The sequence below is a fragment of the Pantoea sp. GM_Pan_3 genome (assembly GCF_026541045.1).
Lineage (GTDB): Bacteria > Pseudomonadota > Gammaproteobacteria > Enterobacterales > Enterobacteriaceae > Pantoea > Pantoea anthophila.
This window is the reverse complement of record NZ_JALNVA010000002.1, coordinates 390,296-409,687: the sequence shown is the minus strand read 5'-3', so window position 1 is coordinate 409,687 and position 19,392 is coordinate 390,296. Positions and strand designations below refer to the sequence as shown.

General features: G+C 57.7%; 24 protein-coding genes. 11 read left to right on the top strand and 13 right to left on the bottom strand.

Annotated elements, in window-relative coordinates; genetic code table 11:
- Positions 1 to 23 precede the first annotated feature (23 nt).
- Genes lptB through OXR04_RS09675 form a run of 6 tightly spaced genes read right to left on the bottom strand, consistent with a single transcriptional unit; the run spans position 24 to position 4,410 of the window.
- A complete protein-coding gene (gene lptB, locus OXR04_RS09700) occupies positions 24 to 749 on the bottom strand; it encodes an LPS export ABC transporter ATP-binding protein (RefSeq protein ID WP_009092467.1) in 726 nt (241 codons plus the stop codon).
- 5 nt (positions 750 to 754) lie between these two features.
- Positions 755 to 1,306, bottom strand: a complete 552-nt coding sequence (lptA, locus tag OXR04_RS09695) for a lipopolysaccharide ABC transporter substrate-binding protein LptA (protein WP_033736432.1) — start codon at positions 1,304 to 1,306, stop codon at positions 755 to 757.
- Complete coding sequence (gene lptC, locus OXR04_RS09690; protein WP_009092465.1) at positions 1,281 to 1,853, bottom strand: LPS export ABC transporter periplasmic protein LptC; 573 nt, start codon at positions 1,851 to 1,853, stop codon at positions 1,281 to 1,283. The genes lptA and lptC overlap by 26 nt, the downstream gene beginning before the upstream one ends.
- Positions 1,850 to 2,416 carry a 3-deoxy-manno-octulosonate-8-phosphatase KdsC gene (gene kdsC / locus OXR04_RS09685; protein WP_140923239.1) on the bottom strand — a complete coding sequence of 189 codons (567 nt, stop codon included), beginning with the start codon at positions 2,414 to 2,416 and terminating at the stop codon, positions 1,850 to 1,852. The genes lptC and kdsC overlap by 4 nt, the downstream gene beginning before the upstream one ends.
- Positions 2,417 to 2,429: 13 nt before the next feature.
- Entirely contained in the window at positions 2,430 to 3,413 is a 984-nt protein-coding gene (kdsD, locus tag OXR04_RS09680; protein ID WP_009092463.1) for an arabinose-5-phosphate isomerase KdsD, read from the bottom strand.
- A 16-nt stretch (positions 3,414 to 3,429) separates the two neighbouring features.
- Positions 3,430 to 4,410 (bottom strand): calcium/sodium antiporter, encoded by a 981-nt coding sequence (locus OXR04_RS09675; RefSeq protein ID WP_009092462.1) that lies wholly within the window; start codon positions 4,408 to 4,410, stop codon positions 3,430 to 3,432.
- Positions 4,411 to 4,636: 226 nt separating this feature from the next.
- Here OXR04_RS09675 and mlaF point away from each other — a divergent pair, with 226 nt between their 5' ends.
- From mlaF to murA, 7 genes are all read left to right on the top strand, one after another.
- Positions 4,637 to 5,452 carry a phospholipid ABC transporter ATP-binding protein MlaF gene (gene mlaF, locus OXR04_RS09670; protein ID WP_046101074.1) on the top strand — a complete coding sequence of 272 codons (816 nt, stop codon included), beginning with the start codon at positions 4,637 to 4,639 and terminating at the stop codon, positions 5,450 to 5,452.
- Positions 5,453 to 5,456: 4 nt separating this feature from the next.
- Positions 5,457 to 6,239, top strand: coding sequence for a lipid asymmetry maintenance ABC transporter permease subunit MlaE (gene mlaE / locus OXR04_RS09665; protein ID WP_009092460.1), 783 nt, complete (start codon positions 5,457 to 5,459; stop codon positions 6,237 to 6,239).
- A 4-nt stretch (positions 6,240 to 6,243) separates the two neighbouring features.
- A complete protein-coding gene (mlaD, locus tag OXR04_RS09660; protein WP_009092459.1) occupies positions 6,244 to 6,789 on the top strand; it encodes an outer membrane lipid asymmetry maintenance protein MlaD in 546 nt (181 codons plus the stop codon).
- Between the two features lie 15 nt (positions 6,790 to 6,804).
- Positions 6,805 to 7,440 carry a phospholipid-binding protein MlaC gene (mlaC, locus tag OXR04_RS09655; RefSeq protein WP_009092458.1) on the top strand — a complete coding sequence of 212 codons (636 nt, stop codon included), beginning with the start codon at positions 6,805 to 6,807 and terminating at the stop codon, positions 7,438 to 7,440.
- Complete coding sequence (gene mlaB / locus OXR04_RS09650; protein ID WP_046101075.1) at positions 7,440 to 7,745, top strand: lipid asymmetry maintenance protein MlaB; 306 nt, start codon at positions 7,440 to 7,442, stop codon at positions 7,743 to 7,745. The genes mlaC and mlaB overlap by 1 nt, the downstream gene beginning before the upstream one ends.
- Before the next feature lie 113 nt (positions 7,746 to 7,858).
- Positions 7,859 to 8,116: a BolA family iron metabolism protein IbaG gene (gene ibaG / locus OXR04_RS09645; protein WP_009092456.1), complete on the top strand. Its 258-nt coding sequence runs from the start codon at positions 7,859 to 7,861 to the stop codon at positions 8,114 to 8,116.
- A 67-nt stretch (positions 8,117 to 8,183) separates the two neighbouring features.
- Positions 8,184 to 9,443 carry a UDP-N-acetylglucosamine 1-carboxyvinyltransferase gene (murA, locus tag OXR04_RS09640; protein WP_009092454.1) on the top strand — a complete coding sequence of 420 codons (1,260 nt, stop codon included), beginning with the start codon at positions 8,184 to 8,186 and terminating at the stop codon, positions 9,441 to 9,443.
- A 62-nt stretch (positions 9,444 to 9,505) separates the two neighbouring features.
- Here murA and OXR04_RS09635 read toward each other — a convergent pair whose 3' ends face one another.
- Both OXR04_RS09635 and ispB read right to left on the bottom strand, forming a co-directional pair.
- Positions 9,506 to 9,790 carry a helix-turn-helix transcriptional regulator gene (locus OXR04_RS09635; RefSeq protein ID WP_033736431.1) on the bottom strand — a complete coding sequence of 95 codons (285 nt, stop codon included), beginning with the start codon at positions 9,788 to 9,790 and terminating at the stop codon, positions 9,506 to 9,508.
- 231 nt (positions 9,791 to 10,021) lie between these two features.
- On the bottom strand, positions 10,022 to 10,993 hold the full coding sequence (gene ispB / locus OXR04_RS09630; RefSeq protein ID WP_009092450.1) for an octaprenyl diphosphate synthase: 972 nt from the start codon (positions 10,991 to 10,993) through the stop codon (positions 10,022 to 10,024).
- A gap of 257 nt (positions 10,994 to 11,250) precedes the next feature.
- On the opposite strand from ispB, the gene rplU reads away from it, so the two are divergent.
- The 3 genes from rplU to cgtA all read left to right on the top strand — a co-directional run bounded on the left by rplU (position 11,251) and on the right by cgtA (position 13,250).
- A complete protein-coding gene (gene rplU / locus OXR04_RS09625) occupies positions 11,251 to 11,562 on the top strand; it encodes a 50S ribosomal protein L21 (protein WP_008925416.1) in 312 nt (103 codons plus the stop codon).
- A 15-nt stretch (positions 11,563 to 11,577) separates the two neighbouring features.
- On the top strand, positions 11,578 to 11,835 hold the full coding sequence (gene rpmA, locus OXR04_RS09620) for a 50S ribosomal protein L27 (protein ID WP_009092448.1): 258 nt from the start codon (positions 11,578 to 11,580) through the stop codon (positions 11,833 to 11,835).
- 242 nt (positions 11,836 to 12,077) lie between these two features.
- Positions 12,078 to 13,250: an Obg family GTPase CgtA gene (cgtA, locus tag OXR04_RS09615; protein ID WP_009092447.1), complete on the top strand. Its 1,173-nt coding sequence runs from the start codon at positions 12,078 to 12,080 to the stop codon at positions 13,248 to 13,250.
- Positions 13,251 to 13,316: 66 nt separating this feature from the next.
- On the opposite strand, the gene OXR04_RS09610 is transcribed toward cgtA, so the two are convergent.
- From OXR04_RS09610 to OXR04_RS09590, 5 genes are read right to left on the bottom strand one after another with little or no spacing between them, the layout of a single operon-like run.
- On the bottom strand, positions 13,317 to 13,739 hold the full coding sequence (locus OXR04_RS09610; protein WP_009092446.1) for a hotdog fold thioesterase: 423 nt from the start codon (positions 13,737 to 13,739) through the stop codon (positions 13,317 to 13,319).
- Between the two features lie 2 nt (positions 13,740 to 13,741).
- Positions 13,742 to 14,500 carry a 2,3-dihydro-2,3-dihydroxybenzoate dehydrogenase gene (gene dhbA / locus OXR04_RS09605; RefSeq protein WP_167431932.1) on the bottom strand — a complete coding sequence of 253 codons (759 nt, stop codon included), beginning with the start codon at positions 14,498 to 14,500 and terminating at the stop codon, positions 13,742 to 13,744.
- Complete coding sequence (locus OXR04_RS09600) at positions 14,497 to 15,351, bottom strand: isochorismatase (RefSeq protein ID WP_267369716.1); 855 nt, start codon at positions 15,349 to 15,351, stop codon at positions 14,497 to 14,499. Before OXR04_RS09600 ends, dhbA begins: the two co-directional genes overlap by 4 nt.
- 24 nt (positions 15,352 to 15,375) lie before the next feature.
- Positions 15,376 to 16,986: a (2,3-dihydroxybenzoyl)adenylate synthase gene (locus tag OXR04_RS09595; protein WP_267369717.1), complete on the bottom strand. Its 1,611-nt coding sequence runs from the start codon at positions 16,984 to 16,986 to the stop codon at positions 15,376 to 15,378.
- A 10-nt stretch (positions 16,987 to 16,996) separates the two neighbouring features.
- Complete coding sequence (locus tag OXR04_RS09590; RefSeq protein WP_267369718.1) at positions 16,997 to 18,175, bottom strand: isochorismate synthase; 1,179 nt, start codon at positions 18,173 to 18,175, stop codon at positions 16,997 to 16,999.
- 177 nt (positions 18,176 to 18,352) lie between these two features.
- Here OXR04_RS09590 and fepB point away from each other — a divergent pair, with 177 nt between their 5' ends.
- Complete coding sequence (fepB, locus tag OXR04_RS09585) at positions 18,353 to 19,327, top strand: Fe2+-enterobactin ABC transporter substrate-binding protein (RefSeq protein ID WP_140923236.1); 975 nt, start codon at positions 18,353 to 18,355, stop codon at positions 19,325 to 19,327.
- Positions 19,328 to 19,392: the final 65 nt, after the last annotated feature.

The window sequence follows — 19,392 nt, the reverse complement described above, 5'->3', positions numbered from 1 at the left end:
ATAGCGGTCTTAACGACACCTTATCAGAGTCTGAACTCTTCACCCAAATAAACCCGCTTAACCTGCTCATCCGCAAGAATTTCATTGGGTGTGCCGTGCGCGATCAGGTGGCCCTGGCTGACGATATAGGCCCGCTCACAGACCGCTAACGTTTCACGCACGTTGTGGTCGGTAATCAGCACGCCGAGGCCGCTGTCACGCAGATGCTCAATGATCTTCTTAATGTCGATAACGGAGATAGGGTCAACACCGGCAAAAGGCTCATCCAGCAGAATGAACTTCGGATTGGCGGCCAGCGCACGCGCGATCTCAACACGGCGGCGTTCGCCGCCGGAGAGGGCCTGGCCCATGCTGTCGCGCAGGTGCTCAATGTGGAACTCTTCCATCAGCTCGCGGGCGCGATCCTGGCGTTGCTCTTCGGTCAGGTCGTCACGGATCTGCAGCACCGCCATCAGGTTGTCGTAAACGCTGAGGCGACGGAAAATGGAAGCCTCCTGCGGCAGATAGCCGATACCCCGACGCGCACGCGCATGCAGCGGCAGGATGCTGATATCTTCATCGTCAATCACGATACGGCCCGCGTCACGCGGCACGATGCCGACCACCATGTAGAACGTGGTGGTTTTACCGGCACCGTTCGGGCCCAGCAGGCCGACAATCTCGCCGGATTTCACCTGCAGACTGACATCTTCTACCACGCGACGGCCTTTATAGGCCTTCGCCAGGTTTTCTGCGATTAATGTGGCCATAGCTATCAGTTACTCTTCTTCTCGCTGTTGGACGACGCTTTATCCTGAAGTTGCGACGGCACCAGTACGGTGGTGACGCGCTTGTTCTGGCCCTGGCTGAAAGCCTGCATCTTCTGCTCTTTCACCAGGTAGGTGATGCGATCGCCTTTGATGTTGCTGTCCTGCTGCTCAATAAACGCATTGCCGGTCAGTTCAACGAAATCGTTGGCCAGTTCGTAATGCAGTTTTGCGGCATGGCCCTGAACCGGTTTGCCGCTGTCCTGCATCTGATAGAAGGTGGCAGGATTACCGTAGGCGTCGACGATGGTTTTCTTACTGTCGCCGCCCGGACGGGTGACCACGACTTTATCTGCCGTAATTTTGATGGTGCCCTGCGTCACAATGACGTTACCGGTAAAGGTCGCGACATTGCCCTGTAAATCCAGCGCCTGATTCTGCGAGTCAATATTAACGGGTTTGTCCGAGTCACCGGTCAGGGCCAGCGCCGGAACGCTGGTCGCCAGCAGCACGCTGGCCAGTAAAAGCTTCAGGCTATTTTTGTTCATTTTGAATTTCATAAGAGGTTTTGACCTTCTCGATTAACTCGGCGTTTTTTGTCCGTAAATTGCCGCGCATTTTCATGCCGGTGGAGTTAAAGCTGCGGCCATACAATGTCACCTGGTCATCCGAGGTAACATCCTGGGTCACCAGATTGATCTGCGCGTTATCTGTTTTGATCCGCTCCAGTTGAGAATCCTGCGTCAGCGTGTTGAGCTCAACATGGCCATAAAGATAAAGCATACGATCTTTGGTGAGCTTTGCCTTATCCGCGCGTAACGTCCAGGTCGGGATTTTGTTCTCATCATAGGTGGTCATCACCGGATGCTCGAACCAGCTCAGTTCGTCATCCGAGAAATAGGTCACTTTGTCTGAGACCAGTTTATAGGACAGCGCGCCCTGCGGGTTATAAACCACCGTGTGCGAATCCGCACTGGTGTAGGTCGGAGACTGACTGTCTGTCCCGACGGGCATCCCATCGTCATCCTTATTGGTAAGATTCCAGCCGATCAAAACCAGTGCAATCAAGGTCAGAATCAGCGTTATCCAACGCCTGCTTTTACTCATACTGATTGCCCTTTGGCATCCTCAAATTTGTTCTGCGCCATTAAGATCAGATCGCAGACTTCACGAACCGCACCGCGTCCACCGGCGATACGGGTAACATAGTCTGCGCGCGGCAACAGGATGGGATGTGCATCCGCCACCGCCACGCTGAATCCCACCTTCGCCATGACCGGCCAGTCGATCAGGTCATCGCCGATATAGGCGACCTGGTCGTCGGAAAGGGACAGTTTATCCAGAAGTTCGCGATAGGCCAAAAGCTTATCCGATTGTCCCTGATAAAGATGACGGATGCCGAGCGTTTTACAGCGATCCTCCATCAGACGGGCATTGCGGCCGGTAATAATAGCCACTTCCACATCTGAGGTCAGCAGGCAACGCACGCCATAGCCATCCCGCACGTTGAACGCCTTAAGCTCTTCGCCGTTATTTCCCATGTAGATCACCCCGTCGGACATCACGCCGTCCACGTCGCAGATCAGCAGACGAATGCGACTGGCGCGCGCCATAACCTCAGCACTGACCGGGCCGTAGCAGGTGTCAATCGGGGGAGTTGCCTGTTGCATTTTCTCTTCCTGTTCAGACTACGCCAGCGCGCAGCATGTCATGCATATGTACCACACCGAGCAGATGGTCGTCATCGGCCACCAGAATCGACGTAATGTTTTTGGTCTGCATCAGGTTCAGGGCATCCACCGCCAGCATGTTTGGCCGGACGCGGATGCCTCCTGGCGTCATCACTTCCCCGATGGTGGCTCGCTGAAAATCGATGCCCATATCAAAGATGCGGCGCAGGTCACCATCAGTAAAAATCCCTTCGATTTTCATCAGGTCGTCGACGATCACCGTCAGACCGAGGTTTTTGCGGGTAATCTCCAGCAGCGCATCGCGCAGTGAGGCGTCACGGGTAACGTGCGGCAGCGCATCGCCACTGTGCATGATATCGGCCACATGCAGCAGCAGTTTCCGGCCCAGCGCACCGCCGGGGTGGGAGAGGGCGAAATCCTCGGCTGTAAATCCCCGCGCTTCCAGCAGCGAAACCGCCAGAGCATCACCCATCACCAGCGTGGCGGTGGTACTGCTGGTCGGGGCCAGGCCCAGCGGACAGGCTTCCTGAGGAACGTGGACGCAGAGATGCACGTCGGCGGCCCGTCCCATCGCGCTGTCAGGCCGTCCGGTCATGCAGATCAGCGTAATGTGCTGGCGCTTCAGCACCGGAATCAGGGCGAGAATCTCGTTCGACTCCCCGCTGTTAGAGATGGCGATGACCACATCATTTTTGCTCACCATGCCCAGATCGCCGTGGCTGGCTTCGCCCGGATGCACAAAGAAGGCGGGCGTGCCGGTGCTGGCAAAGGTCGCCGCCATTTTCTTGCCGACGTGACCTGACTTCCCCATGCCCATTACCACCACCTTACCCTGGCAGGCATAGATCAGGGCGCAGGCGCGGGCAAAGTCCTCATTGATATATTGATCGAGCTGTTCCAGCCCTTCACGCTCAATGCGCAGGACGGTTTTTCCCACCTGCTGGAAGTCGAATGCTGTTGGTTGCTGATGTGACATAGTGAGTCTGTCCTTGTTAGCCGTCCATGAACGCCGGCTGCATCCACAGCAGCGTCACCCAGACGAAGAAACCACAGAGTAAAATCAGGCCTGCCGTCCTGCCAACACGGCGACGCCGTAGCAGGCAGAGCAGGGCAAAGAGCGCACTCACGCCGAGCATCACCCAGTAGTCTCGGGCGAAAGCGTGATAGTCAATGCTGCCGGGATGGATCAGCGCCGGCAGGCCAAGCACGATGGCAATATTATAAATGTTGGCGCCGACCAGATTACCGATCGCGATATCATCTTCGCCTTTCAGTGCACCGGCGATGACCGTTGCCAGCTCAGGCAGGCTGGTGCCCACGGCAATCAGCGTCAGGCCCATCACCAGCTCACTGACGCCAAAGTAGTCGGCAAAGGCCGTGGCGTTGTCGATCACCATACGGGTCGACATCGGCAGGATGATCAGCGCAACGGCGAGCCAGAGAAAGGCCACCGTGTTGCCGCTCTCTTCACGGGGCAGCTCGGCCAGCTGCTCGCGGGTCAGGGTGTCGTTATTGTCCCGTTCGGCCTTGCGTGCGATGCGAATCACCACCAGAAGATAAATCGCGGCAATCGCGATCAGGCCAATTCCATCCAGTCGACTAAGCTGATTGTCAAACAGCATAAAACCGCTGAGCAGGGTGACCAGCAACATCAGCGGCAGTTCGCGGCGAATCAGATTAGAATGCACACTCAGCGGGTGCATAAGCGCAGCGGCACCCAGAATCAGTAAAATGTTCGTAATATTCGAGCCGAGGGCGGTGCCCACAGCGAGATCCATCTGGCCATGCTGCGCTGCCGAAAAGGAGAGGATCATCTCCGGCAGCGAGGTGCCGATGCTGACCACGGTCATGCCGATAATCAGCGGCGGAATGCCCAGAGAGCGGCATAATATTGAGGCGCTAAACACCAGTCGATCGGCACCATAAGCCAGTAAAAGCAAACCGATAATCAACAGTGCAGAAGCTACGAACATGAAAAATCCTTGCGTAAAAACTCAGGCCGGCAATGCGTTCCCGGCCGGTTTAAAATTCTGTTTGGCGAGACAGGCGCTGATTTTGACCGCCTCAGGGGCAAAAGTAAATTTAATGACCATTTTCGCCAAATCTTAGCGGTAAGTTTCTGTAAAGCTATCGTGAATCAGGACCGAACAGGCTACCATCGTACCCCATGTTTACGCCCGATCCTTACAAGAGGTAATAATGACCCAGCAGCAAACGAATCTGGTTGAGGTTCGTGGCGTGAGTTTTTCGCGTGGAGATCGCACCATCTTTGATGACATCTCGCTGACCGTGCCGAAAGGCAAAGTGACCGCGATTATGGGGCCATCGGGGATCGGAAAAACCACTCTGCTACGCTTGATTGGGGGGCAACTTCAGCCGACCCGCGGCGAGATTTTTTTCCGTGGCGAAAACATTCCGTCATTATCGCGCGCCAGACTGTATGAAGCGCGTAAAAAGATGAGCATGCTGTTCCAGTCGGGTGCGCTGTTTACAGACTTAACGGTTTATGAAAACGTTGCGTGGCCGCTGCGTGAACATACGCGACTGCCTGAGCCGCTGCTACACAGCACGGTGCTGATGAAGCTGGAGGCGGTGGGCCTGCGGGGCGCGGCCCAGCTGAAGCCCGCAGAGCTCTCAGGCGGGATGGCGCGACGTGTGGCCCTGGCGCGCGCTATTGCGCTGGAGCCGGAACTCATCATGTTTGATGAGCCCTTCGTCGGTCAGGATCCGATTACCATGGGCGTGCTGGTCAAACTCATTGATGAACTGAACCATGCGCTGGGCCTGACCTGCATCGTGGTCTCGCATGACGTACCGGAAGTACTGAGCATTGCGGACTATGCCTATATTGTGGCCGGACAAAAAATTATCGCACACGGCACCACGCCGGAACTGCGAGAGAATAACGACCCGCGCGTGCGCCAGTTTATTGATGGCGATGCGGATGGTCCGGTTCCATTCCGTTTTCCTGCCGGCGATTATCTCGCTGATTTAACCGGCTCACGGAGTAACTAAACAGATGGTCTTGAAGGCGCTGGCGTCGTTTGGTCGTCAGGGAATTGAAACGTGCGCCAGTTTTGGACGCGCAGGATTAATGCTGTTTCACGCGCTGGTAGGAAAACCGGCGTTTCGCAGACACACGCCACTACTGATCAAACAGCTCTACAGCGTTGGCGTGCTGTCGCTCCTGATTATTGTGGTATCGGGTCTCTTCATTGGCATGGTTCTCGGGCTGCAGGGCTATCTGGTGCTGACCACCTATGGCGCCGAAACCAGTCTGGGTATGCTGGTGGCCCTGTCGTTGTTGCGAGAGCTGGGACCGGTGGTAACCGCACTGCTGTTTGCCGGCCGGGCGGGCTCGGCGCTGACGGCGGAAATCGGCCTGATGAAAGCTACCGAGCAGCTCTCCAGTATGGAGATGATGGCGGTCGATCCGTTACGCCGGGTGGTGTCGCCCCGTTTCTGGGCGGGCTTCATCAGCATGCCGCTGCTGGCACTCATCTTCACGGCGGTCGGGATCGCGGGAGGTGCGCTGGTGGGTGTGAGCTGGAAGGGGATCGATCCCGGCTTCTTCTGGTCGGCGATGCAGAACGCGGTCGATTTCCGCACCGACGTGGTGAACTGCCTGATCAAAAGTGCCGTCTTTGCCGTGACGGTGACCTGGATTGCTCTTTTTAATGGCTATGACGCGATTCCCACTTCCGAAGGGATCAGTCGCGCGACAACGCGTACCGTCGTACACGCCTCTCTGGCGGTACTCGGGTTGGATTTTGTGCTGACAGCACTGATGTTTGGGAATTGATGCAATGCAAAGCAAAAAAAGCGAAATCTGGGTTGGCATTTTTATGATTATGGCGCTGATCGCCGCGCTGTTCCTCTGTCTGCGCGTCGCCGACCTGAAGTCGATGGGCACGGAGCCGACGTGGAAACTCTACGCGACCTTTGACAATATTGGCGGCCTCAAAGCCAGTTCACCGGTCAAAATCGGCGGCGTAGTGATTGGCCGGGTGACGGATATCGAGCTTGAACCGAAGACCCTGCTGCCGCGCGTCACGATGGAGATTAGCGATCAGTACGCGAATAAAATTTCAGATACCAGTTCGCTGGCGATTCGCACCCAGGGTCTGCTGGGTGAGCAGTTCCTGGCGCTTAATTTAGGCTTTGACGACCCTGAGCTCGGTTCGGCGATGCTGAAAGATGGCGATACGCTGCGCGACACCAAATCGGCGATGGTGCTTGAAGATCTGATCGGTCAGTTCCTTTACAAGAGCGGCGACAACAAACAAAAAAATGAGGGCAAGGATGCGCAGGATGGCAGCAGTGCCGCGCCTGCGGAACCGGCTCAACCTTAAAAAAGAGGGCATACCATGTTTAAACGTTTACTGATGATTGCCATGCTGGTGGTTGCGGTCCCGCTGACGGCAACGGCAGCCGACCAGAGCAATCCCTACAAGCTGATGAACGAAGCGGCGCAAAAGACCTTCAGCCGTCTGAAAAATGAGCAGCCAAAAATCAAGCAGGACCCCAACTACCTGCGTCAGATTGTGCGTCAGGAACTGCTGCCTTACGTGCAGATCAAATATGCGGGCGCATTAGTGCTGGGTCGCTACTATCGTGACTCAACACCGGCTCAGCGCGAAGCTTACTTCAGCGCTTTTGGCGACTATCTGGCCCAGGCTTATGGCCAGGCACTGGCCCTCTATAACGGCCAGAGCTATCAGATCCAGCCTGAGCAGCCGCTGGGCGACGCCAAAATTGTGGCGATTCGCGTCACTATCATCGATCCCAATGGCCGTCCGCCGGTTCGCCTCGACTTTCAGTGGCGTAAAAACAGCCAGACTGGCAACTGGCAGGCTTATGACATGATTGCCGAAGGCGTCAGCATGATCACCACCAAGCAGAATGAGTGGAGCGATCTGTTACGGACCAAAGGTATCGATGGTCTGACGGCGCAGCTCAAATCGTCTGCGTCACAGCCAATCACGCTGGATAAACAACAATAATGCACGAATCGTTACGCTGGGAGCGCGAAGCCAGCACGCTATTACTGAAAGGCGAGCTGGATCGCGACACCCTGATGGGCCTCTGGCAGCAGCGTGAAACGCTGATTCGCGGCGTCGAGACGATCGACGTCGCGGCGCTGAACCGGGTTGACTCTTCCGGCCTCGCTCTGCTGGTGCACCTGCGGGAAATCGCACGGGCGCAGGGGAGCACCCCGCGCTTTGCCGGTATCAGCGACAAACTGCAGTCGCTGATTACGCTTTACAATCTGCAACAGATTATTGTTTCTGCGGATAAAAGCGCCTGATTTCCGCTTGTTATGCTAAGCCCCTGTTTTCAACAGGGGCTTTTGCGTATTTAAGAGTCAGCCGCTTTCCTCTACTATGTCAGCCTTATTATTATTAAGTGAAGTTAAGCACAATGGAAAACAGTGAAATTCAGGCCGTGCTGATGGCAGCGCTGCCTTTAGATGAAGTGCATGTGATGAGCAACGATGGCAGCCATTTTCAGGTGATCGCCGTAGGCGAACTGTTTGGCGAGCTGAGCCGCGTGAAAAAACAGCAGGCTGTCTACGCGCCGCTGATGGAATACATCGCGGACAACCGCATTCATGCTGTCTCTATCAAAACCTATACTCCCGCTGAATGGGCGCGCGACCGTAAACTCAACGGTTTCTGATCCCTCAGCGTGGTGCACTCGTGGTAAGCGAGTCCCATCTTTAGCTAGTTAATTGAGAGCCGTGTTAATGGACAAATTTCGTGTGCAAGGCCCCACCCGCTTAAGTGGTGAAGTAACCATTTCCGGGGCGAAGAACGCCGCGCTACCTATTCTGTTTGCTGCCCTGCTGGCTGAAGAGCCGGTAGAGATCCAGAATGTGCCAAAGCTGCGCGACATTGATACCACCATGAAGCTGCTGAGCCAGCTGGGTGCGAAGGTGGAGCGCAACGGTTCTGTGCATGTCGATGCCAGCGCGGTCGATGTATTTTGTGCGCCTTACGATCTGGTGAAAACCATGCGCGCCTCCATCTGGGCGCTGGGCCCGCTGGTGGCGCGTTTTGGTCAGGGTCAGGTTTCGCTGCCGGGCGGCTGCGCGATTGGTGCGCGTCCGGTTGACCTGCATATCACCGGCCTGGAACAGCTGGGTGCCGAGATTAAGCTGGAAGAGGGCTACGTCAAGGCGTCCGTCAACGGCCGCCTGAAGGGCGCGCTGATTGTCATGGACAAGATCAGCGTCGGCGCAACCGTCACTATTATGAGTGCGGCAACCCTGGCGACCGGCACCACCGTGATTGAGAATGCGGCGCGGGAGCCGGAAATTGTCGATACCGCCAACTTCCTTAACACGCTGGGTGCCCGCATTAGCGGCGCAGGCACTGACAAGATCACCATCGAAGGCGTCGAGCGTCTGGGCGGCGGTGTTTACCGCGTTCTGCCGGACCGCATCGAAGCCGGCACCTTCCTGGTGGCAGCCGCCATTTCAGGCGGCAAAGTGATGTGCCACAAGGCTCAGCCCGATACGATGGATGCGGTTCTCTCTAAGCTGCGTGACGCCGGTGCCGATATCGAAACCGGCGAAGACTGGATCAGTCTCGATATGCACGGCAAACGCCCTAAAGCGGTCAATGTGCGCACCGCGCCACACCCGGGTTTCCCGACCGATATGCAGGCGCAGTTCACCCTGCTGAATATGGTGGCGGAAGGCACCGGCGTGATTACCGAAACCATTTTCGAAAACCGTTTCATGCACATCCCGGAGCTGATTCGTATGGGCGGCCATGCGGAGATCGAGAGCAACACCGCGATCTGTCACGGGGTGGAAACCCTGTCCGGTGCGCAGGTGATGGCGACCGATTTGCGTGCTTCTGCCAGCCTGGTTCTGGCTGGCTGTATCGCGGAAGGCACGACATTCGTCGATCGCATTTATCACATCGATCGTGGCTATGAGCATATCGAAGATAAGCTGAAAGCGATGGGTGCGAATATCGAGCGCGTCAGCGAAGAGTAATCTCAGGTATGCGCTGAAAGAACCAGCCCTTTGCGGGGCTGGTTTTTTTTCGCCTGTCGATCTCAGGGCGTGCCGGAAAGATCGGCGGGGATCCGGATACGTTTTTTGCGATCCAGCAGGCGGTGCGTGTCAGGATCGTAGTAGCGGCTGGGCCAGATCTCGCTGGGATGCACCTCGATCGCCTCGGCGATCAGCCATTCGCCTTTTGGCCACGGGCGCGTCAGCGCATTCGCGAGTGTTGATGAGCTGAGGCCGGCCGAGCGTGACAGTGCGGCCAGCGTCGTACCGCGTTTGTGCAGGGCTGCGATAATGTCAGCCGGGTGCCAGTCTTCCATCCTTTTTTGCATAACCCGTTCTCCTTGTCTTTGTGTCGTCCACCGGGACGTTGGCTTACCTTTTTACTGTTATCTGGAAAGTAAGCGTTTTTTATAGCAAATAGTTTCCATTAATTTCCAGTAATATTTGGCGTCAGTGTCGGGTCTGTGTGACAGCCCGCAAAAGGCATGCAACAGCAATGAGCGAACATAAAGAAGTGAGAGCGGGGAGGAGAAACGGAGCCAGGGAGGCTCCGTAGGGAATCAGAAATCGCGCTGAACTGACATATGCGCCAGCGACTCCAGCGCACTGCGCCAGGGTGATTCAGGCAGAATGCGCAGAGCGGCAATCGCCTTGTCCGCTTCCTGTTCGGCGCGGGTGCGGGTCCACTCCAGCGAGCCGCACTGGTGCATCGCTTCCAGTACCGGTTCCAGCAGATGGCGGCCATTACCCTGCTCAATGGCTTCGCGGATCATCTTCGCCTGCTCAGGTGAGCCGTTCTGCATTGCATGCAGCAGCGGCAGCGTCGGTTTCCCTTCGCTCAGGTCGTCGCCGGTGTTTTTACCCAGCGTCTCTCCGTCCGCACTGTAATCCAGCAAATCGTCGATTAACTGGAAAGCCGTGCCCAGATAGCGTCCATAATCCTGCAGCGCTTTCTCCTCTTCCGGCGTGGCGTCAGCCAGGATCGCAGAAGCCTGCGACGCGGCTTCAAACAGGCGCGCGGTCTTGCTGTAAATCACGCGCATGTAGCTCTCTTCGGTGATGTCAGGATCGTTCACGTTCATCAGCTGCAGGACTTCGCCCTCAGCGATCACGTTGACCGCTTCTGACATCAGCGCCAGGATACGCAGCGACCCCATGCTGGTCATCATCTGGAAGGCGCGGGTGTAAATAAAATCCCCGACCAGCACGCTTGCCGCATTGCCAAACGCCGCGTTCGCGGTCGCTTTGCCACGACGCATATCGGATTCATCCACGACATCGTCATGCAGCAGCGTGGCGGTGTGGATAAATTCGATCAGCGCCGCATTGGTCACGTGCAGGTCGCCCTTGTAGCCCATGGCGCGTGCGGAGAGCACGGCAATCATGGGACGGATACGCTTACCCCCACCACTGATGATGTAGTAGCCCAACTGGTTGATGAGCGAGACATCTGAATTCAGCTGGTCGAGGATGGTCTGGTTAACGGCAGCCATATCCTGTGCGGTTAATTCGTTGATCTGTTCTAAGTTCATTCGTCTTTTCAGCTATGACTCGTTATCTCTGCCATGGTAAGTGCTTTTACCCAGCCAGCGTTCAGGTAATCTGTTACTGATTGTACTTGAATTTTCAGCCTGAGAAACGGTTGCGTTCAGCCTGTGTTTTTTTTCTGCAAGAGTGTGCAAAGTGCTCTTGTCTTCTTCTGGAGTTTTGCGTAGAATTCGCGCCCTATTGTGAATATTTAGCGCGCCGCCTGATGAACTAAAAGGCAAGCGCAGAAGCGGAGTTTTATATGTACGCGGTTTTCCAAAGTGGTGGTAAACAACACCGAGTAAGCGAAGGTCAGACCGTTCGCCTGGAAAAGCTGGACATCGCAACCGGTGAAACCATCGAGTTTGACCAGGTTCTGATGATTGCTAATGGCGAAGACGTGAAAATCGGCGCGCCACTGGTTTCAGGCGGTATGATCAAGGCAGAAGTTGTTGCTCACGGTCGTGGCGAGAAAATTAAGATCGTTAAGTTTCGTCGTCGTAAGCACTACCGTAAGCAGGCTGGCCATCGCCAGTGGTTCACTGATGTGAAAATCACTGGTATCACGGCGTAAGAGGAGATCTGACAAATGGCACATAAAAAGGCTGGTGGTTCGACTCGAAATGGTCGTGACTCCAATGCAAAACGTCTGGGTGTTAAGCGTTTTGGTGGTGAATCTGTTCTGGCAGGTAGCATCATCGTTCGTCAGCGTGGCACCAAATTCCACGCAGGCAGCAACGTAGGTTGTGGTCGTGACCACACCCTGTTCGCTACCGCAGACGGCAAAGTAAAATTCGAAGTTAAAGGTCCGAACAACCGTAAATACATCAGCATCGTTGCTGAGTAAGGTTGTCGTGACGCAGACGGTTAACGTCTGAACGCACGAATTAAAGGCCCCGCAGCTCCTGCGGGGCTTTTTACATTCTGCGCTCTGTCGCGGTAAAAGCGACGCCTCACTGAAGTTTGCTGTACACTTTATGTACACACTGGCGACAGCCAGTCCTGATTTATCCGCCGCTGGTCAGCGCAGAAGACCCTGGCGGACCCGTCTGCAGAGTGCTGCAGGCGATTGTGTGACGGAGATTGAAAATGAAGTTTGTTGATGAAGCGACAATTCTGGTCGTCGCGGGTGATGGCGGTAATGGATGCGTCAGCTTCCGCCGCGAAAAATATATCCCGAAAGGCGGCCCTGACGGGGGTGATGGCGGTGACGGCGGCGACGTTTATCTGATCGCCGATGAAAACCTCAATACCCTTATCGATTATCGTTTCGAGAAATCGTTCCGCGCTGAACGCGGGCAGAATGGCCAGAGCCGCGACTGTACCGGTAAACGCGGTAAAGATATCGAAATCAAAGTTCCGGTCGGCACCCGGGTTATCGACCAGGGAACCGGCGAGACCTTAGGCGACATGACGCGTCACGGCCAGAAACTGATGGTCGGTAAAGGCGGCTGGCATGGCCTGGGCAACACCCGTTTTAAATCGTCAGTGAACCGCAGCCCGCGCCAGAAAACCATGGGAACCCCGGGTGAGAAGCGCGACCTGCAGCTTGAGCTGATGCTGCTGGCGGACGTCGGCATGCTGGGCTTACCGAATGCCGGTAAATCCACCTTTATTCGCGCCGTGTCGGCCGCCAAGCCAAAAGTGGCGGACTATCCGTTTACCACCCTGGTGCCAAGCCTGGGCGTGGTACGTATGGACAGCGAGCAGAGCTTTGTCGTGGCCGATATTCCGGGCCTGATTGAAGGCGCCGCTGAGGGTGCCGGTCTCGGGATCCGCTTCCTGAAGCACCTGGAGCGCTGCCGCGTGTTGCTGCACCTGATCGACATCGATCCGATCGATGAAAGCGATCCGGTTGAAAACGCCCGCATCATTCTTGGCGAACTGGAAAAGTACAGCGAGAAGCTGTTCAACAAACCGCGCTGGCTGGTCTTCAACAAAGTGGACCTGATTGGTGAAGAAGAAGCGCAGGCACGTGCTAAAGCGGTCGCTGAGGCGCTGGGCTGGGAAGATAAGTATTACCTGATCTCTGCCGCCAGCCGTACCGGCGTCAACGAACTCTGCTGGGATGTGATGAGCTTCATCAACGCCAACCCGAAAGAAGCCGAGCTTGAAGAGAAGCAGCCGGAGAAAGTGGAGTTCATGTGGGACGATTACCACAAAGAAACCCTTGAAAATGCGACAGAAGTGGAAGATGAAGAGTGGGATGACGACTGGGATGATGAAGACGACGAAGGCGTCGAAATTATCTATCAGCGCTAACCACGACGCGGCCACAGGCTGACCGGCAAAGCCCCTCTTTCCGACCGAAAGGGGGGCTTTATTTTTTCAGCTTCTCATCACCGCTACGCTGAGTCGCGCACTGCAGCACAACTGATCCCGGCCGTTACGGATCTCGATCTGCCAGCTCTGACTGCGTCTGCCCAGATGCAGGGGGCGACAGATCCCCCGCACTGTCCCGGCTGACACCGCACGCAGATGGCTGGCATTGACTTCGACACCCACCACGCTGCTGCCTTCTTCCACCGCCATATACCCGGCCATAGAGCCCATCGACTCCGCCAGTACCACGGAGGCCCCGCCATGCAGCAGGCCAAATGGCTGGTGCGTGCGCGCATCCACCGGCATCGTCGCTTCCAGGTAATCCTCGCCTATCACGGTAAAGACGATCCCGAGATGGGCGACCAGCGACTGCTCGCCCAGTGCATTCAGGGCGGGAAGGTCGAAGGATCGTTTCCAGATCGCAGACATTTTCAGGCTCCCAGAGTTGCGCCGCCGTCGACCACGATATCCTGCAGGGTCACATGGCTGGCCAGGTCTGATGCGAGAAACAGCACGGTGGCCGCAATTTCCTGCGGCTGCGCGATCTTGCCCAGCGGGATCCCCAGCTTAAACTGATCCGGAAAACCGGCGATCATTTCCTGCTCGCCGCCGGGGGTCTGCCACAGGCTGCGCTGCATCGCGGTGTCGGTGGAGCCGGGTGAAACGATGTTACAGCGAACGCCAAAAGGGGCCATTTCCAGCCCCACGGTCAGACAGAGGCTGCGCAGTGCCGCTTTCGATGCGCCGTAGGCCGACATGCCGATTCGCGGCGCGTGCGCCGCATTAGACGCCACGGTGACGATGGCCCCGGCGCGCTGCTGGCGAAAGCGCGGCAGCGTCTGCTGAAACAGGTTAAAGGCGCCGCCCGCATTGACGTTCAGGCACGCCTGCCAGTCAGCGAAGGAGAGCGCATCGGTGGCGCCGACGCGCAAAATGCCCGCCGCGTTGACCAGCACATCAATGCGCGGTTGCGTTGCCAGCACGTGCTGACAGATCGTTTCTACCTGATCCGGATCGGCCACATCCAGGCGATGACAGCGAAACGGATAATCCTGCCGCGCAAACTGCAGGTCAAAGGCTTCCACCCGCGCGCCTGCCCGATGAAAGGCCAGCGCACTCTGATAACCAATGCCCTGACCAGCTCCGGTTACCCAGACAACGCGACCGCTGAAGTCGAAGGTGTGGCTCATTGAGTGAGCTCCCGCGACAGCAGTGCCCACCAGCCATCGATGCTCGGATTTTTCGCCAGCGTAACAAAGTCGATATCCCGGTGAACCTGACGCCAGCGTGCCGCCAGCGCCATGACGCGCACCGAATCCAGACCATAATCGATCAGGTTTTCATCATCCTCCGGCACCTCATCGTCCTCCAGCAGCGGCAGGACGAGCGCGCGCAGATCCGCTTTGCTGAGAGGGATCGGCATCATATCAGCCGTCATTACCACTTTTCCGCTGCGGCCGGCGGTGTAAGTCAGCGCCATCATATGCTCCTCGCGGCTGAAATCAGCCAGCGCATCGGCCACCATAAACGGCTGGATATCACGCATAAAGGCATCCGTGGCGGTGGTCAGGCAGCCGATATGGGCATAGACGCCCGTGATAATCAGCTGATCGCGGCCCGTCTCCTTCAGGATCGCCTCCAGCGGGGAGCGATGAAAGGCGCTGTAGCGCCACTTAGTCAGCACCTGGTCGTCCTCGTCGGGGGCCAGCGCCGCCACGATCCTCTGCTGGTCGGGATGCTTATTCAGGCCCGGTCCCCACATATCGTTGAGCAGGGCGCGATCCGCATCGCTCTGTGCCGTCGGCTGGGCGGTGTAAAACACCGGAATGCCCTGCGCTTTGCAGTAGCGACGCAGGCGGGCAATATTGCCGACGACCTGCTCAATCAGCGGGCTGTTCTCCCCCCAGAAGCTGAGAAAATAGCGCTGCATATCGTGGATGAGCAGGGCGGCCCGGCCCGGCTCCAGCACCCATTTCACGCGGTTATTCGGCAACTCGGTGGCTGCGGGCAGTGGATAGGAGGTCAGTTGTGGAATAGTCATAAAAATTCTCCGGACAGATCGGGCTTACGCGTGTTGATCGGCAAGATGCTGGCGCAGACGTTTTTTATCGACCTTGCCGACCGGGGTCAGTGGCAGGGCATCTACGCAGGTAATGCGGTCAGGAAGCTTAAATTCTGCGACGCCCAGTTCACGCAGGTGGCGCCGCAGCGCCACCGGTTTTACCGGCTGACGGGTGACGATAAACGCGCAGCTTTTTTCACCCAGCAGCGGATCGCTCATGGAGACCAGTGCCGCGTGGATCACGTCGGCGTGTTGCTGCAGCAGGTTTTCAATCTCTTCCGCGGCGATCTTCTCGCCACCCCGGTTAATCTGATCTTTCTCCCGACCCTGCACGATAAGGTTGCCGTCAGGGGTGATCTCAACCAGGTCACCGGAACAGTAAAAGCCCCGTTCGTCGAAACTGGCGGCGTTGTGTTCCGGACTGTTGTAGTAGCCGCGAAAGGTGTAGGGGCCGCGTGTCATCAGACGACCGGTGGCCCCCACGGGCAGAGGATGACCCTGCTCGTCGGCAACCCAGACCTCATCATCCGGGGAGATCGGGCGTCCCTGTGTGGTGAGGATGGTCTGCGGATCATCATCCAGCCGGGTGTAGTTCACCAGTCCTTCGGCCATGCCAAAGACCTGCTGCAGGGTGCAGCCGATCTCATGCTGTATGCGTGCAGCCAGCGTTTCGCCCAGCTTAGCGCCCCCCACCTGCATGCGCTGCAGGGAGGCCAGTACCGCCTTGCTGTCCGATTCCTGAAGTGCCAGCAGCCAGAGGCTGGCGGCAGGCGGAACCAGGCCGGTATCGGTCACCTGATGTTTCTCAATCAGGGGAAAGCAGGCTGTCGCGCTGGGATCGGCGGCCAAAATAACCTGTCCCCCTGCGTAAAAGACGCCCAGCGCGCCCGGCGAACTCAGCGGGAAGTTGTGGGCGGCGGGCAGGGCGATGAGATAGCGGGTATCGGCAGTGACGCCACAGATCGCGTCACTTTCACGGATGCTGTAGTAGTAGTCGTTATGGGTGCGCGGAATCAGTTTTGGCGTGCCGGTACTGCCGCCAGAGAGCTGGAAAAAGGCTACCTCGTCGCCCGCGGTCGGCGTGGCCATAAACGCACCGGCCGGTTCGGCCAGCAGCGCTTCAAGGCTCTGTTCCGGCGGTGAGGCATGGCGCAGGATCACCTGCTGCAGTGAGGGGTGATCGTGGCGGAGCTGCGCAATAAAAGCGTCATCGGCAAACAGCGGATGCGTGCGGTCAGCAATCACCAGGCGGGGCGAAATCTGGCTGGCGTAGGCGGTCAGTTCGGTGCGCTGATGGCTGAACAGGGCATTCACCGGCGCCACACCGAGTTTAAACAGGGCAAACAGCGTCAGGTAAAATTCGGCCACGTTGCCCAGTTGCACCAGCGCCGTATCACCCCGTTTCAGGCCACGCCGCTGTAACGCCGCCGCCAGGTTGTCACTCAGTGCCGCCAGCTGGCGGTAGGTCAACCGCCTGTCATCCTCAATCACCGCCACGCTATCGTTGTCGCGGTGGCGATCCAGTATGTCGGTCATCGGCAGGTCGAGCCAGTAGCCTTTTTCACGGTAACGGGCGGCCAGGTCGTCCGGCCAGCGGCTGTAGGAGATCGTCATGCAGGTTCCTTTATTGCAATCCAAAAGCGCGAAGCAGGGTGTCGAGTTTGACGCCGGTTTCACGCCACTCTGCTTCAGGTTGTGAATCCGTCACGATGCCCGCACCGGCAAACAGCCGTACCCGCGACCCCTTCACCGTGCCGCAGCGAATGGTGACGACCCATTCGCCATTGCCCCGGTCGTCACACCAGCCGACGATGCCGCCAAACAGCTGACGCTCAAACGGTTCAAGGCGCTGGATCAGGGCCTGCGCACGCTGATGAGGAAAGCCGCTGAGCGCCGGCGTCGGATGCAGCAGGCAGGCGAGGGAGAGTGCATTTTCGCGCTCGTCCAGCACTTCGCCTCGGATCTGCGTGGCGAGATGCCAGAGGGTGGCCGTGGTCAGCAGAGAGGGTGTTTCAGGCACCGACAGCAAACGGCTGCGCGGCTGCAGGGTGGCGCGCATCGCATCTGTCACCAGCTGATGTTCATGACGATCCTTCGCCGACTGCATCAGGCTGTCGCCGGAGGCCCGATCGCGTTGCGGATCGCGGCTGCGTGCGGCCGAGCCGGCCAGGGGACAGGAGCTGAACAGGCGACCCTGTTTTCGAATCAGTAGTTCCGGGCTGGCTCCCACCAGCGCGCCGCCGCCGGGCAGGGGCAGATGAAAGTGATAGCTGCCGGGGTTCTGCACCACGATGCGCTGCATCAGAGCAGCCGTATCAACCGGCTGTTCAGCCACGATCTCCATCAGCCGCGACAGCACCACTTTCTTCAGGTCGCCCCGGCGCGTGGCGGCAACTGCCTGCGCCACCATGTCGGTAAAGCGCGCCTGATCCGGCAACGCCGTGCGGCGACGAATCACGGGCAGATCGGCGTCTGCCAGTGAGGCCCGGGCGATCAGATCGTCACGGTTAAAGCGCTGCCAGGACTCCGGGATAAACAGTGCGGCGGGCTGCGTCACGTCAAAGGGGATGGCGCCTGCCACGATGGGGTGCGCAATGCCCTGCTTTCTGGCCGAGGTAAAGTGGTGCTGAAGCTGCTGCTGAAAATCCCCTGTCAGCTGTTCACCCTGTCTGACTGGCGTGGTCAGCGTCGTAAAGCAGCCCTGTGTGGTGAGGCTTTGCCAGGGCGAGGTAAACAGGAAACCCTGGCAGAGTGCCGCAAAATCGTGCAACAGGGGATGTTCAAATGCGCGTGATTCGGCCATACTTTTCACCCGGAAATGATAAGATAACTAATAATGATTATCATTTGTATTATTAGGCGTTAAGCTACGTGGATTGGCCGGATCTGTCAATCCATATGCGGCGCTTCGGCTGCTGCTCCGGGTCAGATCAGCATAAACAGCCGCCGACCTTATCTGAACGAGTGTGGAAAAGAACGTATGAATAAACAGAGGGTTAGCAGGGCGATCGTGCTGTTTTTTCTGAGCAGCCTGCTCAGTGTCAGCGCGGTGGCCGGGACGGGCTGGCCGCGCACCATTACCGGGGCCAGTGGCGATCTTACCCTGACGCAGGCACCGACCCGAATCGTCTCAACCAGCGTGACCCTGACCGGATCGCTGCTGGCCATTAATGCGCCAGTGGTCGCCAGCGGGGCCACCGCCCCCGGCAGTCGCCTGGCGGATGAGCAGGGCTATTTCCGGCAGTGGGGCGCGGTGGCGAAACAGCGCGGCGTGAAGCGTCTCTACATTGGCGAACCCCGTGCAGAAGCGATTGCTGCCGAAGCGCCGGATCTGATTGTGGTCAGCGCCACCGGCAACGATTCAGCCATCAGACTGGTCGATCAGCTTGCGGCAATTGCGCCGGTGCTGGTGGTCAATTATGACGATAAAAGCTGGCAGCAGCTGGTGACGCTGCTGGGCAAGGCGACGGGGCATGAGGCGGAAGCGGCCGCACGGATAAACGCTTTTGAGGCACGCGAAAAGGCGCTGAAGGCGAAGCTGACGCTGCCGCCGCAGCCGGTTTCCGCGATGGTCTGGAACGGCGACGGGCGGGCCGTGAACCTGTGGACGGCAGCGTCAGCGCAGGCCAGGTTACTGCAGCAGCTGGGCTTCACGCTGGCGACGCCGCCCGCCAGCCTTCACGCCGGGCACAGTATGGGAACGCGCAAAGATATTCTTCAGCTGTCAGGTGAAAATCTGGCGGCGGGCCTGAATGGTCAGACTTACCTGCTGTTTGCCGCCGACGATAACACCACTGCACAGGTGATGAGCAACCCTTTCCTGGCGCAGACCCCGGCAGTAAAAAGCAGGGCGGTCTATGCACTGGGGCTGGATAGCTTCCGCCTTGACTACTACAGCGCCAGCAATCTGCTGACGCGGCTGGAGACGCTGTTTGTTAACGGTCGTGGCGTCTGAGAGACGGGATAACCTGCAGAAATGATGAGGCTTATCGGTCGCTTAATCGCATGGGTTTCTCTGTG

What these genes read in the sequence shown, in the direction of transcription:
- OXR04_RS09595 (WP_267369717.1), bottom strand. Translation starts at nt 16,986, where the DNA reads ATGACGATCTCCTACAGCCGCTGGCCGGACGACCTGGCCGCCCGTTAC.
- OXR04_RS09590 (WP_267369718.1), bottom strand. Translation starts at nt 18,175, where the DNA reads ATGGCCGAATCACGCGCATTTGAACATCCCCTGTTGCACGATTTTGCG.
- murA (WP_009092454.1), top strand. Translation starts at nt 8,184, where the DNA reads ATGGACAAATTTCGTGTGCAAGGCCCCACCCGCTTAAGTGGTGAAGTA.
- cgtA (WP_009092447.1), top strand. Translation starts at nt 12,078, where the DNA reads ATGAAGTTTGTTGATGAAGCGACAATTCTGGTCGTCGCGGGTGATGGC.
- OXR04_RS09600 (WP_267369716.1), bottom strand. Translation starts at nt 15,351, where the DNA reads ATGACTATTCCACAACTGACCTCCTATCCACTGCCCGCAGCCACCGAG.
- dhbA (WP_167431932.1), bottom strand. Translation starts at nt 14,500, where the DNA reads ATGAGCCACACCTTCGACTTCAGCGGTCGCGTTGTCTGGGTAACCGGA.
- lptA (WP_033736432.1), bottom strand. Translation starts at nt 1,306, where the DNA reads ATGAAATTCAAAATGAACAAAAATAGCCTGAAGCTTTTACTGGCCAGC.
- ispB (WP_009092450.1), bottom strand. Translation starts at nt 10,993, where the DNA reads ATGAACTTAGAACAGATCAACGAATTAACCGCACAGGATATGGCTGCC.
- kdsC (WP_140923239.1), bottom strand. Translation starts at nt 2,416, where the DNA reads ATGCAACAGGCAACTCCCCCGATTGACACCTGCTACGGCCCGGTCAGT.
- OXR04_RS09610 (WP_009092446.1), bottom strand. Translation starts at nt 13,739, where the DNA reads ATGTCTGCGATCTGGAAACGATCCTTCGACCTTCCCGCCCTGAATGCA.
- OXR04_RS09635 (WP_033736431.1), bottom strand. Translation starts at nt 9,790, where the DNA reads ATGCAAAAAAGGATGGAAGACTGGCACCCGGCTGACATTATCGCAGCC.
- rplU (WP_008925416.1), top strand. Translation starts at nt 11,251, where the DNA reads ATGTACGCGGTTTTCCAAAGTGGTGGTAAACAACACCGAGTAAGCGAA.
- ibaG (WP_009092456.1), top strand. Translation starts at nt 7,859, where the DNA reads ATGGAAAACAGTGAAATTCAGGCCGTGCTGATGGCAGCGCTGCCTTTA.
- kdsD (WP_009092463.1), bottom strand. Translation starts at nt 3,413, where the DNA reads ATGTCACATCAGCAACCAACAGCATTCGACTTCCAGCAGGTGGGAAAA.
- mlaF (WP_046101074.1), top strand. Translation starts at nt 4,637, where the DNA reads ATGACCCAGCAGCAAACGAATCTGGTTGAGGTTCGTGGCGTGAGTTTT.
- mlaE (WP_009092460.1), top strand. Translation starts at nt 5,457, where the DNA reads ATGGTCTTGAAGGCGCTGGCGTCGTTTGGTCGTCAGGGAATTGAAACG.
- lptB (WP_009092467.1), bottom strand. Translation starts at nt 749, where the DNA reads ATGGCCACATTAATCGCAGAAAACCTGGCGAAGGCCTATAAAGGCCGT.
- mlaB (WP_046101075.1), top strand. Translation starts at nt 7,440, where the DNA reads ATGCACGAATCGTTACGCTGGGAGCGCGAAGCCAGCACGCTATTACTG.
- mlaD (WP_009092459.1), top strand. Translation starts at nt 6,244, where the DNA reads ATGCAAAGCAAAAAAAGCGAAATCTGGGTTGGCATTTTTATGATTATG.
- lptC (WP_009092465.1), bottom strand. Translation starts at nt 1,853, where the DNA reads ATGAGTAAAAGCAGGCGTTGGATAACGCTGATTCTGACCTTGATTGCA.
- OXR04_RS09675 (WP_009092462.1), bottom strand. Translation starts at nt 4,410, where the DNA reads ATGTTCGTAGCTTCTGCACTGTTGATTATCGGTTTGCTTTTACTGGCT.
- mlaC (WP_009092458.1), top strand. Translation starts at nt 6,805, where the DNA reads ATGTTTAAACGTTTACTGATGATTGCCATGCTGGTGGTTGCGGTCCCG.
- fepB (WP_140923236.1), top strand. Translation starts at nt 18,353, where the DNA reads ATGAATAAACAGAGGGTTAGCAGGGCGATCGTGCTGTTTTTTCTGAGC.
- rpmA (WP_009092448.1), top strand. Translation starts at nt 11,578, where the DNA reads ATGGCACATAAAAAGGCTGGTGGTTCGACTCGAAATGGTCGTGACTCC.